At 57.9% G+C, this 14806-nt stretch carries 19 protein-coding genes and 1 tRNA gene; 18 read left to right on the top strand and 2 right to left on the bottom strand.

Annotated elements, in window-relative coordinates:
- The 18 genes from ACTTKG_RS04570 to ACTTKG_RS04485 all read left to right on the top strand — a co-directional run.
- Positions 1 to 577 (top strand): HD domain-containing protein (locus ACTTKG_RS04570; protein ID WP_442673071.1); only part of this gene is annotated, 577 nt, incomplete at its 5' end.
- A complete protein-coding gene (rfbC, locus tag ACTTKG_RS04565; protein WP_442673070.1) occupies positions 574 to 1131 on the top strand; it encodes a dTDP-4-dehydrorhamnose 3,5-epimerase in 558 nt (185 codons plus the stop codon). The genes ACTTKG_RS04570 and rfbC, both read left to right, overlap by 4 nt.
- Before the next feature lie 42 nt (positions 1132 to 1173).
- A complete protein-coding gene (locus ACTTKG_RS04560; RefSeq protein WP_442673069.1) occupies positions 1174 to 2466 on the top strand; it encodes a glycosyltransferase family 4 protein in 1293 nt (430 codons plus the stop codon).
- The gene (locus ACTTKG_RS04555; protein WP_442673068.1) at positions 2463 to 3329 is read left to right on the top strand and encodes an NAD-dependent epimerase/dehydratase family protein; all 867 of its coding nucleotides are present in this window, start codon (positions 2463 to 2465) and stop codon (positions 3327 to 3329) included. Before ACTTKG_RS04560 ends, ACTTKG_RS04555 begins: the two co-directional genes overlap by 4 nt.
- A 104-nt stretch (positions 3330 to 3433) precedes the next feature.
- A tRNA-Ser gene (locus ACTTKG_RS04550) sits at positions 3434 to 3524 on the top strand.
- Between the two features lie 270 nt (positions 3525 to 3794).
- Positions 3795 to 4106 (top strand): 50S ribosomal protein L21, encoded by a 312-nt coding sequence (rplU, locus tag ACTTKG_RS04545; protein WP_442673067.1) that lies wholly within the window; start codon positions 3795 to 3797, stop codon positions 4104 to 4106.
- Positions 4106 to 4417: a ribosomal-processing cysteine protease Prp gene (locus ACTTKG_RS04540; protein ID WP_442673072.1), complete on the top strand. Its 312-nt coding sequence runs from the start codon at positions 4106 to 4108 to the stop codon at positions 4415 to 4417. Before rplU ends, ACTTKG_RS04540 begins: the two co-directional genes overlap by 1 nt.
- A 5-nt stretch (positions 4418 to 4422) precedes the next feature.
- Complete coding sequence (gene rpmA, locus ACTTKG_RS04535; RefSeq protein ID WP_442673066.1) at positions 4423 to 4704, top strand: 50S ribosomal protein L27; 282 nt, start codon at positions 4423 to 4425, stop codon at positions 4702 to 4704.
- A gap of 164 nt (positions 4705 to 4868) precedes the next feature.
- Positions 4869 to 6158: a GTPase ObgE gene (gene obgE / locus ACTTKG_RS04530; RefSeq protein WP_442673065.1), complete on the top strand. Its 1290-nt coding sequence runs from the start codon at positions 4869 to 4871 to the stop codon at positions 6156 to 6158.
- A 24-nt stretch (positions 6159 to 6182) separates the two neighbouring features.
- Positions 6183 to 7310, top strand: coding sequence for a glutamate 5-kinase (gene proB / locus ACTTKG_RS04525; RefSeq protein WP_442673064.1), 1128 nt, complete (start codon positions 6183 to 6185; stop codon positions 7308 to 7310).
- A gap of 39 nt (positions 7311 to 7349) precedes the next feature.
- Positions 7350 to 8609 (top strand): glutamate-5-semialdehyde dehydrogenase, encoded by a 1260-nt coding sequence (locus ACTTKG_RS04520; RefSeq protein WP_442673063.1) that lies wholly within the window; start codon positions 7350 to 7352, stop codon positions 8607 to 8609.
- Entirely contained in the window at positions 8606 to 8758 is a 153-nt protein-coding gene (locus ACTTKG_RS04515) for a hypothetical protein (RefSeq protein WP_442673062.1), read from the top strand. The genes ACTTKG_RS04520 and ACTTKG_RS04515 overlap by 4 nt, the downstream gene beginning before the upstream one ends.
- Positions 8759 to 8783: 25 nt before the next feature.
- Positions 8784 to 9398, top strand: coding sequence for a nicotinate-nucleotide adenylyltransferase (gene nadD / locus ACTTKG_RS04510; RefSeq protein ID WP_442673061.1), 615 nt, complete (start codon positions 8784 to 8786; stop codon positions 9396 to 9398).
- Complete coding sequence (gene yqeK, locus ACTTKG_RS04505) at positions 9395 to 9985, top strand: bis(5'-nucleosyl)-tetraphosphatase (symmetrical) YqeK (RefSeq protein ID WP_442673060.1); 591 nt, start codon at positions 9395 to 9397, stop codon at positions 9983 to 9985. The genes nadD and yqeK overlap by 4 nt, the downstream gene beginning before the upstream one ends.
- Positions 9982 to 11013: an LCP family protein gene (locus ACTTKG_RS04500; RefSeq protein WP_442673059.1), complete on the top strand. Its 1032-nt coding sequence runs from the start codon at positions 9982 to 9984 to the stop codon at positions 11011 to 11013. Before yqeK ends, ACTTKG_RS04500 begins: the two co-directional genes overlap by 4 nt.
- A gap of 22 nt (positions 11014 to 11035) precedes the next feature.
- Positions 11036 to 11389, top strand: a complete 354-nt coding sequence (gene rsfS, locus ACTTKG_RS04495; RefSeq protein WP_442673058.1) for a ribosome silencing factor — start codon at positions 11036 to 11038, stop codon at positions 11387 to 11389.
- 3 nt (positions 11390 to 11392) lie between these two features.
- On the top strand, positions 11393 to 12301 hold the full coding sequence (locus ACTTKG_RS04490) for a CvfB family protein (protein WP_442673057.1): 909 nt from the start codon (positions 11393 to 11395) through the stop codon (positions 12299 to 12301).
- 85 nt (positions 12302 to 12386) lie between these two features.
- Positions 12387 to 13346: a chemotaxis protein gene (locus tag ACTTKG_RS04485; RefSeq protein WP_442673056.1), complete on the top strand. Its 960-nt coding sequence runs from the start codon at positions 12387 to 12389 to the stop codon at positions 13344 to 13346.
- A gap of 26 nt (positions 13347 to 13372) precedes the next feature.
- Here the strand turns inward: ACTTKG_RS04485 and ACTTKG_RS04480 are convergent, their stop codons facing one another.
- Complete coding sequence (locus ACTTKG_RS04480; RefSeq protein ID WP_442673055.1) at positions 13373 to 14119, bottom strand: TVP38/TMEM64 family protein; 747 nt, start codon at positions 14117 to 14119, stop codon at positions 13373 to 13375.
- Between the two features lie 166 nt (positions 14120 to 14285).
- The coding region (locus ACTTKG_RS04475) for a methyl-accepting chemotaxis protein (protein ID WP_442673054.1) at positions 14286 to 14806 on the bottom strand (521 nt) is incomplete at its 5' end.

Raw genomic sequence — 14806 nt, 5'->3', positions numbered from 1 at the left:
GCGCGCGCCGAAGCTCTGGATTCGCCACTCGTACTACGTCGGGCTGGCGGCGGGGAAGATCGCGGCGCGCGTGCCGGGGCTGGACGCTGATCTCGCGATGGCGTACGGCTTTTTGCATGACATCGGACGGCGCTTCGGCGAGATGAAGATCAACCACATTTTCTGCGGCTGGCGCTATTTGCGAGCGGAAGGCTATGAGGAAGCGGCGCGTATATGCCTCACGCACTCGTTTCCCGTGCAGGATGCGCGTTCGGTCACGGGCGTTTGGGACAGCACGGAGGAGGATATCGCTTTCTTGCGAGAGTACCTTCCAAGCATCATCTACACGGACTATGACCGCCTGATTCAGCTTGCCGATGTCCTGGGCGACGCTTCGGGCATCGTCGTCCTGGAGAAGCGGCTCGTCGATATCATCCGCCGCTACGGTCTTGATGCGGCGAACGTCCCCTCGCGCTGGGCGGCGCTCTTTGCGATCAAGGAGGATTTCGAGCGGCGCATGGGCATGACGATCGAGGATGCCTTGGAGCTTCGTCCGTGCAGTTTCGAGCAGGCATTTTCTGAGGAGGATTGGACGTGACGGAGGCAGCAGGGAATTTCACGCGTGAAAAAACGCGGCTTGCGGGCTGCTATGTCCTGCGCACGAAGGTGCGCGAGGATATGCGCGGCTCTTTCACGAAGGTGTATCATGAGGGCGCTTTTCACGAGTTGGGACTGACGACGGAGTTTCGAGAGGAATATTTCTCCGTTTCCAAGAGGAATGTGCTGCGCGGTCTCCACTTCCAATTGCCGCCCGCCGACCACGAGAAGCTCGTCTGGTGCATGAGCGGTAAGGTGCTCGATGTCGTGCTCGACTTGCGCCGCGCGTCCTCGACGTATGGCGCGCATCAGAGCTTCATGCTGTCCGGCGGTTCGGGCGAGATGATTTATATTCCGCGCGGCATGGCGCACGGCTTTTTGACTTTGAGCGATGAAGCCGTCATGATGTACAAGGTGACGAGCGTCTACGCGCCCGCGTGTGATGCGGGCATACGCTGGGATACGGCGGGTATCGACTGGGGTGTTTCTTCGCCGCTTCTGTCGGAGCGCGATCAGGGGTTCGTTTCTTTAGCAGATTTTTCGAGTCCGTTTTGATGGTTTGATATTTTGACGTGTCGATGTACGAGGGGGATGACGATGCGCGAGGTGCTTCATATCACGACGCACATGGGCGGCGGCGTCGGCAAGGTGCTTTCGGGGCTTCTTGCCGCCTTTGCCGCCGAGGGCGGGGATCGCCACGAGCTTCTGCTGCTCGAAGAGCCGGAGAAGCGCAATTTTTTCGATCTTCTTGCCGAGGCGGGCGTCGCCGCGCACGTCGAGCAGGATGCGGCGAAGATCGCCGAAGCGATGGCGCGTGCGGACATCGTGCAGTTGGAGTGGTGGCATCACCCGCGCATGGTGCGCTTCTTGCTGGAGCTGCCGCCCGTGCCTGCGCGGCTCGTCCTCTGGGCGCACGTTTCGGGTGCGTTCTATCCTTGGCTGCCGCCCGTATTCCTGCGCGTGCCGCAGCGCTTCGTATTCACGTCGGCATATTCGTATGAGAATCCTTTCTGGGACGCGGCGCAGCGCACTTGGGCGAAGGAACACGCCGCGATGGTCAACAGCGTCGGCGACTTTTCGGCAGAGGAGCCGCGTCATGAGGCGCACGCGGGATTTTCCGTCGGCTACGTCGGCACGCTTTCCTATGCGAAGCTGCATCCCGATTTTGTGCGCTTCTGTGCGCGTGTCAAGGACATCCGCGGCGCTTTTTTCCGTCTGGTCGGCGACGCGGAGAACGAGGCGCGGATTCGCCGCGATGCGGCGCCTTTTGGTCTTGCCGAGCAACTTTCCTTTGCGGGCTATGTGACGGATGTGGCGGCGGAACTGCGCCGTATGGATGTATTCGCCTATCTGCTCAATCCGCAGCATTTCGGCACGACGGAGAATGTGCTGCTTGAGGCGATGCATGCGGGTCTTGCCGTCGTCGCGCTCGACCAATGTGCGGAAAAGCATCTCGTGCGTCACGGCGAGACGGGACTCTTGGTGCGCACGCCTGAGGAGTTCGAGCAGGCTCTGCGCCGTCTCTATGCGCATCCTGAGGAGCGTGCGCGGCTCGGGCGAAATGCGCGGCGCTATATCGAGGAGAACTTTTCCGTAGGGCGCACGGCGGCGCATTTGAACGCCGTCTACGATGACATCATGAAAATGGAGAAGACGCTGTGCGATTTCACCGGCATGGGGAAAGATCCGCATGAGGTGTTTTTGACCTTCCTGCCGCCGTCGCTTCGCGAAGGTTTTGCGCAGGGGAGCGTGCCGAAGGAGCTGCCGGAAATCCTCTTGGGCGAGAGCAAGAGTTCCGTGCGCCATTTCGCGCGGCTCTTCCCCGCAGACGAGATACTTTGCGGCTGGGCGCGTGAAATCGTGCAGAGGAGAGGGGGCGGTGCGCGATGAAGAAGCGCATCCTCTTGACGGGCGTCACGGGCTTTGTCGGCAGGCGCCTCGCGCAGCGCATGATCGAGGCAGGCTGGGATGTCGCTGCCATCGTGCGCCCGTCGTCGGATTTGAAGGCGCTTCCCGCTGCGGTGCGCGGGCGTGTCGATTTCCATGTGTACGCAGGCGGCACGCTCACGGATATCGTGCGCGAGGCGGAGCCGACGGTCGTCGCTCATCTCGCGTCACTCTACCTTGCCGCGCATGAGAGTGCGGACATTCCGGCGCTCGTCGCGAGCAACATCCTCTTCGGTACGGAGCTTTTGGAAGCGATGGCGAAGAACGATGTGCGCCGCTTCGTCTTTGCGGGCACGAGCTGGCAGCACTATCAAGGGATGCGCTATTCGCCCGTCAACCTCTATGCGGCGACGAAGGAAGCCTTCGAGGTCATGCTGCGCTACTACGAGGAGACAGCGGGGCTTCATGCCGTCGGTTTGAAACTCTTCGATACCTATGGCGAGGGAGATACGCGGCGCAAGATTCTCGCGCTCTTAGAGGAGGCGGCAAAGACGGGCGAAGAGCTTGCTCTTTCGCCCGGCGAACAGAAGCTCGACCTCGTCCATGTCGATGACGTCGCCGAAGCCTTTCGGCTCGCGGCGGAGTATCTTGCAGCGGACAGAACGGACATTTGCGGCGAGTACGCCGTAAGTGCAGGGACGGCGCTATCGCTGCGGGAAATCGCCGCGCGTCTGGAAAAGCTGCTCGGCAAGAAGATTCCCGCACGCTGGGGCGCACGGCCTTACCGCAGCCGCGAGGTCATGGAGCCGTGGAGCACGGGCAGGCTTCTGCCGGGCTGGCAGCGCAGGCACAAGGAGATCATGTAGCTTACGGAAAATTTCGGTTGACAAGGCGGCATGGGTCTGTTATTATATCTTATGTCGCTGGCTTGCGGACAGATTTTTTCGCGGCTTGTGCGCCAATCGCATACGGAGTGGTACTCAAGAGGCTGAAGAGGACGGTTTGCTAAATCGTTAGTGTGGGCAACTGCAGCGGAGGTTCGAATCCTCTCCACTCCGCCATTTGGAAAGGTAAGCCGCCGATTTCGCTCGGCGGCTTTTTTGTGGATTTTCATAAGGCGCAGCTGCGTGCATCGCCCGCTAAAATGTTTGACATTTCCCATGTCGTATGATATTATTTTACGGTAAATGCACGTGCGGCTTTGGCGCGGCATTTTTAGGAGATAGCGGATTTTATTAAGGTTTATCCGTGTTTCCTTAACCGCTCGATGGGGTTTTGAAACGGCGTTTGCCGTACCGTAGTCGGCGAGTAACACGCAGGGAGGTGTTTTCATGTACGCTATTATCAAGACCGGAGGCAAGCAGTACCGCGTTGCCGAGGGCGATGTCATCCGCATCGAGAAGCTCAACGCCGAAGAGGGCGAGGGCGTGACGTTCGATGAGGTTCTGACGGTTGTGGACGGCGACGCCGTCAAGGTCGGCCGTCCGCTCGTCGAGGGCGCTAAGGTGATGGGCAAGGTTCAGGCGCAGGGCAAGGACAAGAAGATTCTCGTCTTTAAGTACAAGGCGAAGTCGAACTACCGCCGTCGTCAGGGTCATCGCCAGCCGTTCACGAAGGTTGTTATCGAAAAGATTGAGGCTTGATGATTGAAATTCAGATCGAGCGTCAGAACGGGAAAATATCGGGCTGCCGAGTTACGGGGCATAACGGCGAATATGGCGCCGACATCGTCTGTGCGGGGGTTTCTACGCTGGTGCAGACGGCGCTTCTCGGCATAGGGAAGCATCTGCATCGCGGCGTAAGCTATCGTGTCGCGAGCGGGGACTTTTTCTTGAAGCTCCAAGAAGCGCCCGACGATTTCACCGAAGCCGTGTTGGAGACGATGCGGCTGGGGTTGGATGAGATCCGAAAGATTGAACCCAACGCCGTGAGAATCGAGGATAAAGAGGGGTGAGATCTATGTTTAAGTTTGATTTGCAGCTTTTCGCACATAAAAAGGGCGTGAGCAGCACCAGAAACGGACGCGACAGTGAGTCCAAACGCCTTGGCGTCAAGGAGCACGCGGGAACGCTTGTGACGGCGGGCAGCATTCTCGTGCGTCAGCGCGGCACGCACTTCCATCCGGGTCACAATGTGGGCATCGGCAAGGATGATACGCTTTTCGCTAAGGTGGCGGGCAAGGTCGCTTTTGAGCGCAAGGGTCGCTACAATCGCCAAGTCAGCGTTTATCCGACGGCTTAGGCTTAATATTGCAAGATGAAGAATACCTGCGCCATCCGCGACGCAGGTATCTTTTTCTATCCGAGGTTTTTCGGCAGGACGCTTGACGCCCATGCTTTATCGCCGGGAGCCGCGTACGATTCCGGCTATGAGGCATGTGCATCAGGGCGAGGGGGGAGGCAGCGATGCAGTTTATTGATCGTGCGAAAATCAGTGTGAAGGCGGGGGACGGCGGCAAAGGAAAGTCGGCGTTTCGCCGCGAGAAGTTCATCCCGAAGGGCGGCCCTTCGGGCGGCGACGGCGGCCGCGGCGCCGACATCGTATTCGTCGTCGATCCGAATATGAACACGCTGCTCGACTTCCGCTACCATCGGAAGTTCAGGGGCAAGGACGGCGGCAACGGCGACATCAAGAATATGACGGGGGCGAATGCCGAGCCGTGCCGCATCAAGGTGCCTGCGGGGACGCTCGTTAAAGATGCAGCGACGGGGGCGGTGCTCGCCGATCTTACGGAAGTCGGGCAAGAGGTCATCATCGCGAAAGCCGGCAGAGGCGGACGCGGCAATGCACGCTTTTCCAATGCGGCGAATCGTGCGCCGACTTTCGCTGAACTCGGTGAGCCGGGGGAGAGCAAGGAACTTCTGTTGGAGCTTAAACTGCTTGCCGACGTCGGTCTTGTCGGCTATCCGAGCGTCGGCAAGTCGAGCCTCATCACGGCGGTATCGGCGGCGCGTCCGGAAGTCGCCGCCTATCATTTCACGACGCTCGTTCCTGTGCTCGGCGTTGTGCAGACGGATTATGAGAAGAACTTCGTCATGGCGGATATTCCGGGGCTTATCGAGGGCGCGGCGGATGGCGCAGGGCTTGGGCATGATTTTCTGCGTCATGTCGAACGCACGCGTCTCATCCTGCATCTTGTCGATGCGTCAGGGCTTGAGGGGCGCGATCCCGTCGAAGATTATTATCGTATCAACGCAGAGCTTAAAAAGTACAGTGAAAAGATCGCCGCACGCACGCAGATCCTTGTCGCCAATAAGATGGATTTGCCCGCGGCGGCTGAGAATCTGCCCCGTTTAGAGGCTCTTGCGAAGAAGGAGGGCGTACGGCTCTTCGCCGTTTCGGCGGCGGCGCATCAAGGCTTGAAGGAACTTATCGACTATGTGGGCGAAACGCTTGAAGTCATGAAGGATGAACCGCCGGAGGAAAGCGAGACCGTGCGCGTCTACGATGCATCCTTTGCGGCAGAGTCGGAAGATGCTGTGACGATCACACGCAACGACCGCGCCGATTTCATCGTCTCGAACAAGGCGCTGGAAAAGCTTGTCGCCATGACGAACTTCGGCAACGATGAGGCGGTGCGCCGCTTCCAGTACATCTGGCGCATGAAGAAGATCGACGCGCTTTTAAAGGAGCGCGGCATCCGCGAGGGCATGACGGTGCATATCGGCGACATGGAGTTTGAATATCGCGAGTAGAGGTAAGCGAGGAGGCTTGGTCGTATGAATGCCCGCGAACGCCTGCGTGAAGCGAAGCGCATCGTTGTCAAGGTCGGTACGAGCACGCTTGTGCGCACGTCGGGAAAGCCCGATTTTCGGCGCATGGATCGGCTGGTGCGCGAGATCGCCGATCTTAAGAATGCGGGGCGTGAGATGGTGCTCGTCAGCTCGGGCGCCATCGCCATCGGCATGGACAGCATCGGGCTTCGCAAAAAGCCGGCGGCTATCCCCGCGCGCCAAGCTTTGGCTGCCATCGGGCAGTCGAGCTTGATGACCCTTTATAAAAAGTTTTTCTCCGACTACGGGCAGACGGCGGCACAGGTGCTTTTGACGAAGGAGAACGCTGCGCGTCATCATCAGTATGCCAATTCGCGCAACGCGCTTTTAGAACTCATCGCTATGGGCGCCGTGCCTGTCATCAATGAAAACGACGTCGTCGCCGTCGATGAGATCAAGATCGGCGATAACGACACGTTGTCGGCGACGGTGGCGACCTTGATCGACGCCGATGCGCTTCTCATCTTGTCGGACATCGACGGGCTTTATACGGCGAATCCGCAGAAGGATAAAGCGGCGCGTCTGATTTTGGAGGTCGCGGAGATCACGCCGGCGATCGAGCGCATGGCGGGCGGCGCGGGGTCTTCGTTTGGCACGGGCGGCATGGCGACGAAGATCGAGGCGGCGAAGATCGCCGTGAACGCAGGCGCGACGTTCGTCATCGCGCCGAGTGCGAGGGATGATGTGATTTCTGCCGTTCTTGCGGGCGAGCCTGTGGGTACGGTGTTCCCCGCGAAGGAATCGCATCTCAAGGTCAGAAAGAGTTGGCTCGCTTTCGGCAAGCGTATCGCCGGCGATATCATCGTTGACGAGGGCTGTGAAAGGGCGATGCGAACGCAGGGATCGAGCCTTTTGGCGGCGGGCGTCGTCAGCGTCGAAGGCGGTTTTGCGGCGGGGACGACGGTGCGCGTGCTCTCGGCGCGAGAGCAGGAGATTGCACGCGGCATCGTCAATTACAGTGCAGCGCAGATTGCGAAGATCGCCGGACGGAAGAGCTGTGATTTCGCAGGACTTATCGAAGGGGAAATTCATGAGGAAGTCATTCACCGTGACAATATGGTGCTGATGGTCTGAGGGCGGTTTTGCAGCAGAAAGCATGAGGAGGGGTTCGTCATGAACATCGAAGCGTTGGTCAGAGAAAAGGCGCAGGCGGCGAAGGAAGCGTCGCGGATTTTGGCGACGATGAAGCCGCAGGAGAAGAATCGGGCGCTTCATGCTATGGCGGATATGCTCGAAAAGCGTGCGAAACTCATCTTGGATGCGAATGCTGAGGATTTGGAAGAGGCGCGTATGAAGAAGGATGTCAAGCGGTCTTACCTTGACCGCCTGATGCTCGATGAGAGCCGCATTCATGCGATGGCGCAGGGCTTGCGCGAAACGGCGGCTCTTGCCGATCCTGTGGGACGCGGCGACTTCTCGACGGTGCGCCCGAACGGGTTGGAGATTCGCCGCGTGCGCGTGCCGCTCGGCGTCGTCGGCATCATCTATGAGGCGCGTCCCAATGTGACGGCGGATGCGGCGGGATTGTGCCTGAAGTCGGGAAACGCCGTGCTGCTGCGCGGCGGTTCGGAAGCGATTCGCTCGAATACGGCGATCGCCTCTTTGCTCGCGCAGGCGGCGCAGGAGGCAGGCGTTCCGCGAGGGGCGATCGGCTTCATCGATGCGACCGACCGTCAAGGCGTCGAGGTGATGCTGCATCTCAATGGTCTCGTAGACGCCGTCATTCCACGCGGCGGTGCAGGGCTGATTCGCGCTGTGGTGCAGGGAAGCACGCTGCCCGTCATCGAGACGGGCAGCGGCGTCTGCCACACCTTTGTCGATGCGAGCGCCGATCTCGCTATGGCGGAGAAGATCGCCCTGAACGCGAAGGTGTCGCGCCCGTCGGTCTGCAACGCGATGGAAACGCTGCTCGTGCATGAAAACATCGCTGCCGACTTTCTGCCGCGCATCGTGCGGTCAATGGAAGCCGTAGGCGTCGAGGTGCGCGGCTCGGAAAAGGCGCGGGCGATTTGCGGTGCGCTTGCTGAAGCGACAGAGGATGACTGGTCGACGGAGTACGGCGATCTCATTCTGTCGGTCAAGGTCGTGCGCGATATGGATGAAGCCATCGTGCATATCAATCGCTACAATACGGGACACTCGGAAGCCATCGTCACGAACGACGTCAAGAACGCGCACCGCTTTCAAGCGGAGGTCGATGCGGCGGCGGTCTATGTCAACGCTTCGACGCGCTTTACGGACGGCGGCGAGTTTGGCTTCGGCGCGGAAATCGGCATCAGTACGCAGAAGCTGCACGCACGCGGTCCTATGGGACTCGTCGAGCTGACGACGATGAAGTATCTGATCTACGGCGAAGGACAGGTGCGCGAATGAAACGCATCTTTGGCTATTTGTATGCGCTGCGGCAGTATCTTTCGACGGACAAGGGCGCGTACGACTTTTACGATGCCATGCGCGCGTGTCTCATTATCCTCGCAAGTATGGCGGCTGGGCTGGCTTTGATGATCGCGCTTTTCGGCTGATTTGTTTTGCGGCGGAGGTGGGAGTATGGCGGAGGAAAAAAAGCGTATCGGCGTCATGGGCGGCACGTTCGATCCCATCCATATCGGACATTTGACCATCGCGGAGGCGGCGCGGGAAGCGCTCCGACTTGCTGAGGTGATCTTTATTCCTGCTGCCGAGCCGCCGCACAAGCCCGAGCGACGGGGGGCGTCGGCGGAGCATCGCCTGCGCCTGACGCAGCTTGCCGTCGGGAGCAACCCGTTCTTTCGTGCGCTTGATGTGGAGATGAAGCGAAAAGGTCCCTCGTACTCCTACGATACGCTGCGTGCGCTTGTCGAAACGCACGGCGATCATGCGGACTTTTACTTCATCATCGGCGGCGACGAGCTAAACACGATTTTCACATGGCATCGTATTTTGGAACTGTTTTCTCTCTGCCACTTCGCGGCGGCGAGGCGCAAGGGGGCGCCGATCTCCTTGACGGATGTGCGTGCACGCCTTGGCGAAGAGGTGCTTTCGCGCATTCATTGCGTGGAAACGCCGGAACTTGAGATCTCTTCGACCGATATTCGCCGCCGTTTGCAAGAGGGGCGTTCCATCCGCTATCTCGTGCCGGAGTCGGTGGAAACGTACATCTATAAAGAAGGTCTGTATCAATGAATTATGAGGCAATGAAAGAGGAGCTGGCGAGGCGGCTGCCGCAGAAGCGTTATGAACATTCCCTCGGCGTGGCGGATACTGCTGTCATGCTTGCGGAGCGTTTCGGCGTGGATGCAGACAAGGCGCGTATCGCGGGGCTTTTGCACGACTGCGCACGCGAATATGCTGTGACGGAGCTGCCTTCTGAAGCGGCGCGGCGCTCGATCGACTATGGTGAGGTTGAGCGTGCGATGCCGCTCCTTTTGCATGCCTATGTGGGGGCGAAGCGTGCAGCGGAGCTTTATGGCGTGAAAGACGCCGAAATACAGCAGGCGATTTGGCGGCATACCGTCGGCGGCGAGCGCATGACGAAGCTCGACAAGATCGTCTACTTCGCCGACATGATCGAGCCGCAGCGCGACTATCCCGAGGTCAAGGCTCTGCGAGAGCTGGCGTACACGGCAGATCTCGATGCGATGCTGCTCGAAGGGCTGTCGAAGTCCATCGAATTTATTTTAGAGACCGGACGGCTCATTCATCCGGCGACGGTGGCGGCACGCAACGAAATCCTGCTGTCCCTGCGGAAAAATGAGAGGCATGAGCCATGACGCGCAGAGCGAAGAGCCGCACGCAGGAAAATATCCGCCTCAAACGCAAGGAGCAGGCTCGCCGCCGCCGCATTCGACGCGCACGTCTCATCGTGCTGATGTTCTTTCTCGGCATATTCATCGCGGTGCTCGCCGTCGCAGGCTACTTTCTTTACGGCATCGGTCATGGCATCTATCAGGAGATCGATGCCGTTTACCAGGGCTACGAAGAGCGGCGGCAGGTGCGCGACAGCCACATCGACGCGAAGTTCGACGGCTATACGAACGTGCTCATTCTCGGTATCGACGACGGCGCGGACGAGAATGGTACGGAGGGAAAACATGCCGACACGATTCTGCTTTTGAGCATGGAAAATGCAACGGGCAGCCTGCGTGCCATCACCGTGCCGCCCAACATGATCGTACCGCTGCCGCAGGGGGGCGGCGAGCTGCGAGCGACCGATCTCTATGCGCACGGCGGCGCACCGACGATGGTGCAGACGCTTTCCGCGCTTCTTGGCGTGTCCATTCATCAGTATGTGACGCTTGACACACAGGCGCTCGCCGAGCTGGTCGACGTCTTGGGCGGCGTCGATCTCTACGTCGAGGATGAGATGAACTACGACGATCCCGAGGCGGGGCTTTCGATCCGCATCCCCAAGGGATTTCAGCACATGGACGGCGACACGGCGCAGAAGTATCTGCGCTACCGCAGTTCGGAGCTTGGCGAGGTCGGCAGACTGCATCGCCAGCAGCGTTTTGCCAAGGCTCTTTACGAAAAATTTCTGCAGGTCGATACGATACCGAAGCTGCCTGATGTAGCGGACATCTTTAAGTATCGCATGACGACGAGCGCGGAGATTTTCGACTCGGCGCGTCTGGCTAAGGTCTTGAAGAATCTCGGCAGTGCGCCGCCCAAGACGCTCATCCTGCCCACTTCGCAGCATGACGGCTATTGGCTGCCCGATCGTGGTGCGATTCGGCAAAAAATTGAAGAATTATTCCCAGAACTGGTAAAGCATGAGGGAGAAAATGACGATAATAAGTGAAGAGCAGTAGGAGGCATGAATTTTGAGCAATACACCGGAAGAAATCAGCCAGGCGATCGCCAAGGCTGCGAGTGATAAGAAAGCGGAGGACATCGTCATCCTGCGTATGGCGGAGCTTACGACGGCTGCGGACTATTTCATCGTCTGCTCGGCGAATACGGCGACGCAGGTGCGCGCCATCGCTGACAATATTGAAGATGAGTTGTTGGAAAAGCACGAGAAATCCTATCTGCATAAGGAAGGATACCGTGAGGGCGAGTGGGTGCTTCTCGACTACGGCGACTGCGTAGCGCATGTCTTTATGACGGAAAGCCGTGCGTTCTATGCGTTGGAACGTCTTTGGAGCGATGCGCCGATCGCGCATTACGAGGACTAGAGGATGGCGCAAGAAAAGTGCAGGAAGTACGGTCCGAGCACAGTCGCACGACTTCGCGTCGCACGCATCAGCGAGCTTGGCGCCTTTCTCGACGCTGAGACGGGCAATACCTCAGACGACATCCTGCTGCACAAGACGCAGCAGACGCGTGAAGTTGCCGTTGACGAGATCGTCGAGGTGTTCTTGTACCTTGATCCCAAGCACCGTTTGACGGCGAGCATGAAGGTGCCGCGCATGAAAGAAGGGCAGGTCGCACGCCTTGCCGTCATCAACGTGAGCCGCGACGGGGCTTTTCTCGATGTCGGCGCCGAACGCGGCATCTTTCTGCCCTACGCGGGTATGCGCGGCAGGCCGCAGATCGGCGAGGTCGTTTGGGCGAAGCTCTACACGGATAAATCCGGCAGACTTGCCGTGACGATGGAAGTCGAGGACGAGCTTCGCCGTGCATCGAAGCCCGCAGTCGATGTGCGCATCGGAGCTAAGCTCTCCGGCTCGATCTACAACATCACGGAAAGCGGCGCGTTCCTCTTCACGGATGAGCGCTATATCGTATTCGTCCCCCACAAGGAGATGAAGGAGCGGCCGCGCGTGGGCGAAGAAGTCACAGTGCGCGTCACCTACCTGCGCAGCGACGGCAGACTCAACGGTTCTCTGCGAGAGCCGAAGGAAAAGGCGCTTGTCACGGACGCTGAGCGCATCTTGCATCACTTGGAAAGTCATAAGGGGAAGATGCCGTACAGTGACAAGACGCCGCCGGAAATCATCAAGGCGAAGTTTCAAATCAGCAAAGCGGCGTTCAAACGCGCCTTGGGACATTTGCTCAAGGCAGGGCGCATTGAGGAAAAGGACGGCTGGACATTTCTTTACGATGGGACTTTGCATGAAGAAAATGAGAAAGAAGCGCGAAAATAATCTGCGATTCTTGAAATATAAAGAAGGATTTTAAGTCTTTTTAACGAATTATTTCCTTAGAGTATGAAATGGGGGCGGATTTTTCATGGCAGAAGAAAAAAAGGGCATTTTGCTGGAAACCGGCACAAATGAGTTTGAGATCATTGAGTTCAATATCGGCGCTGTCGATTATGGCATCAATGTAGCGAAGGTGCGCGAAGTCATCAAGGCTTCTGATTTTCCTGTGACGACGATGCCGCAGGCGCATCCGTACATCAACGGGCTGTTCACCCTGCGCGGCAGAGCCGTGCCGCTCGTCGATCTGCCGCGCTGCCTCGGCGTGATGAGCGGACAGGCGGCAGGGCGTTCGCAGAACATCATTGTGACGGAGATCAATGGCTACGACATGGGTTTCCTCGTTGACAATGTATCGCGCATCCACCGCATCTCTTGGAAGAACATGGAGCCGGCGCCGGAAGTCGGCGATCAGTCGCGTGTCGTCGGTCTTGTCAAGATGGAAGGCAAAATCGTCCTTTTGCTCGACTTTGAGACGATCATGGCGGAGATCAATCCCGAGATCAATCAGAAGCTCACGACGGTTGACGACACATCGGAGGACATCAAGCAAAGGCGTGCTGCGCAGCACATCATTGTGGCAGAGGACTCCGTACTCCTGCGCGATCTCCTCGTCAACACGCTGCACGGCGCGGGTTATACCTATGTGCGTGACTTCGGCAATGGTGAGGATGCATGGGACTTCCTCAAGGAGATGGCAGAAAAAACGGAGCAGGATAAGATCTTTGAAAAGGTGCGCATCATCATTTCCGACGTCGAGATGCCGAAAATGGATGGGCATCGTCTCTTGAAGCTTGTGCGCAGCGATGATCGCCTGCGGAAGATTCCGCTCGTGCTCTTCTCGTCGTTGATTTCTGAAGAGATGCGCCGTAAGGGCGACGATCTCGGTGCAAGCGCTCAGATCTCGAAGCCTGAGATCAACCAGCTCATTCATACCCTTGATAAGCTGATCTTTGGCGTTGACACGACGGGGATGGACGAAGACTTCTAAAAAAGTAAAGAAAAAGCCTGCGGCGTTTATTCCGCAGGCTTTCGTATTTTTGTATGTTTGTCGAGGATCTTCTGCATGGCGTCGGCTTTTTTTTCCATGCGTTTCTCGTAGTACCAAGCGCCTGCGATGAGGATGACAGCCGCGAGCGATACGAGGACGAGGCGCGTCGGATCGGGATTTTTGAGTACGGTATCATGCCCGATGATCGCTTCGATGGCGGTCGAGGGGAATTTGCCGACAAAGGAAGCTATGATGTAATCTCTGAGGCTGATGGCGCTCAAGGCGCCGAGTGCATTGAGAAGCGCCGACGGGATGTAGGGTACCATGCGTGCGATGAGCATGACGGTGAATCCGTTCTTGCCGCTGTAGGCATCCACCTTCTTGAGTCGCGGATGTTTGGCGATCAGCTGCTCCGCTGAGGAGCGGAACAGGAAACGCAACAGCAGAAAGCTGATCGTGACGCCGACGGTTTCGGCGATGACAGAGAGGATGATGCCGGGGACGATGCCGAAGATCAGGGTGTTTGCCGTCGAAAAGATGATAGCGGGGGGGAAGCCGATGGCGTTGACGAAGAGTACGAGCCAGAAGCTGAAGAACATCGCCCATGAGCCGAAGGATCGTATGTAGTCGGCAGTCGCTAAGAGGTCGCCGCTTTTCAAGACTTGCCAAAGTTCAGGGAAGAATGTTGGATTTGCGAGATGGATCGCGTAGAGGAGGGCGCACGAGAGAAAGAAAGCGGCGATCTTGACAGTGTTCATGGGATTTTTTAGCATGAGCAGCCTCCTTGCAGTCAACGTGGCGGACATATTTTGTGTACTTGCCGAATATGAAACAGTGGCTTCATTATAGCAAAAAATCGCCGCTTTTGCACGTTGTTCCTATGGATAAAAAAGAACCCGACGGAACTTTCGTCGGGTTCTTTTCCTGTTTCTTTTTCCTTTAACCAATATCGAACTTGCTCACGGCTTTTTGCAGATCTTGCGCCATGTTTGCCAAGGTGGAGCTTGCGGCAGCGATTTCCTGCATGGACGCCGCCTGCTCTTGAGATACGCCGGAAACGTTTTCCGCTTCGCTCTGCACTGAGTCGGATACGGACTTTAGACGCTGCACGGAGGTTTCCATGCGCACGTTCTGCGTGTGAATTTGCTGCGTGCTTTTCAAGATGCCCGAAACTTTTTCGGACAGTTCATTGACAACGGCAGCGATGCGGTCAAATCGCTCGCTTGCTTGATGCACTTGCTCGACGCCTTCGCCGACGCGTTCTTTCTGCTCTTGCATGACTTTGAATGTTTCTTCGATGCGTTTTGAGTTGTCGGTGATCAGTGTGGTGATTTCCTGTGCGGCGTTCTCCGATTGCTCGGCGAGTTTTCGCACCTCTTCTGCGACGACTGTGAAGCCGCGGCCTTGTTCGCCTGCGCGCGCCGCTTCGATGGCGGCGTTCAAGGCGAGGAGGTTCGTCT

Source organism: Selenomonas sp. (assembly GCF_052169755.1).
Lineage (GTDB): Bacteria > Bacillota > Negativicutes > Selenomonadales > Selenomonadaceae > Selenomonas.
Note: the sequence above shows the minus strand (reverse complement) of the source record. Positions and strands in the feature narration are given on the sequence as shown.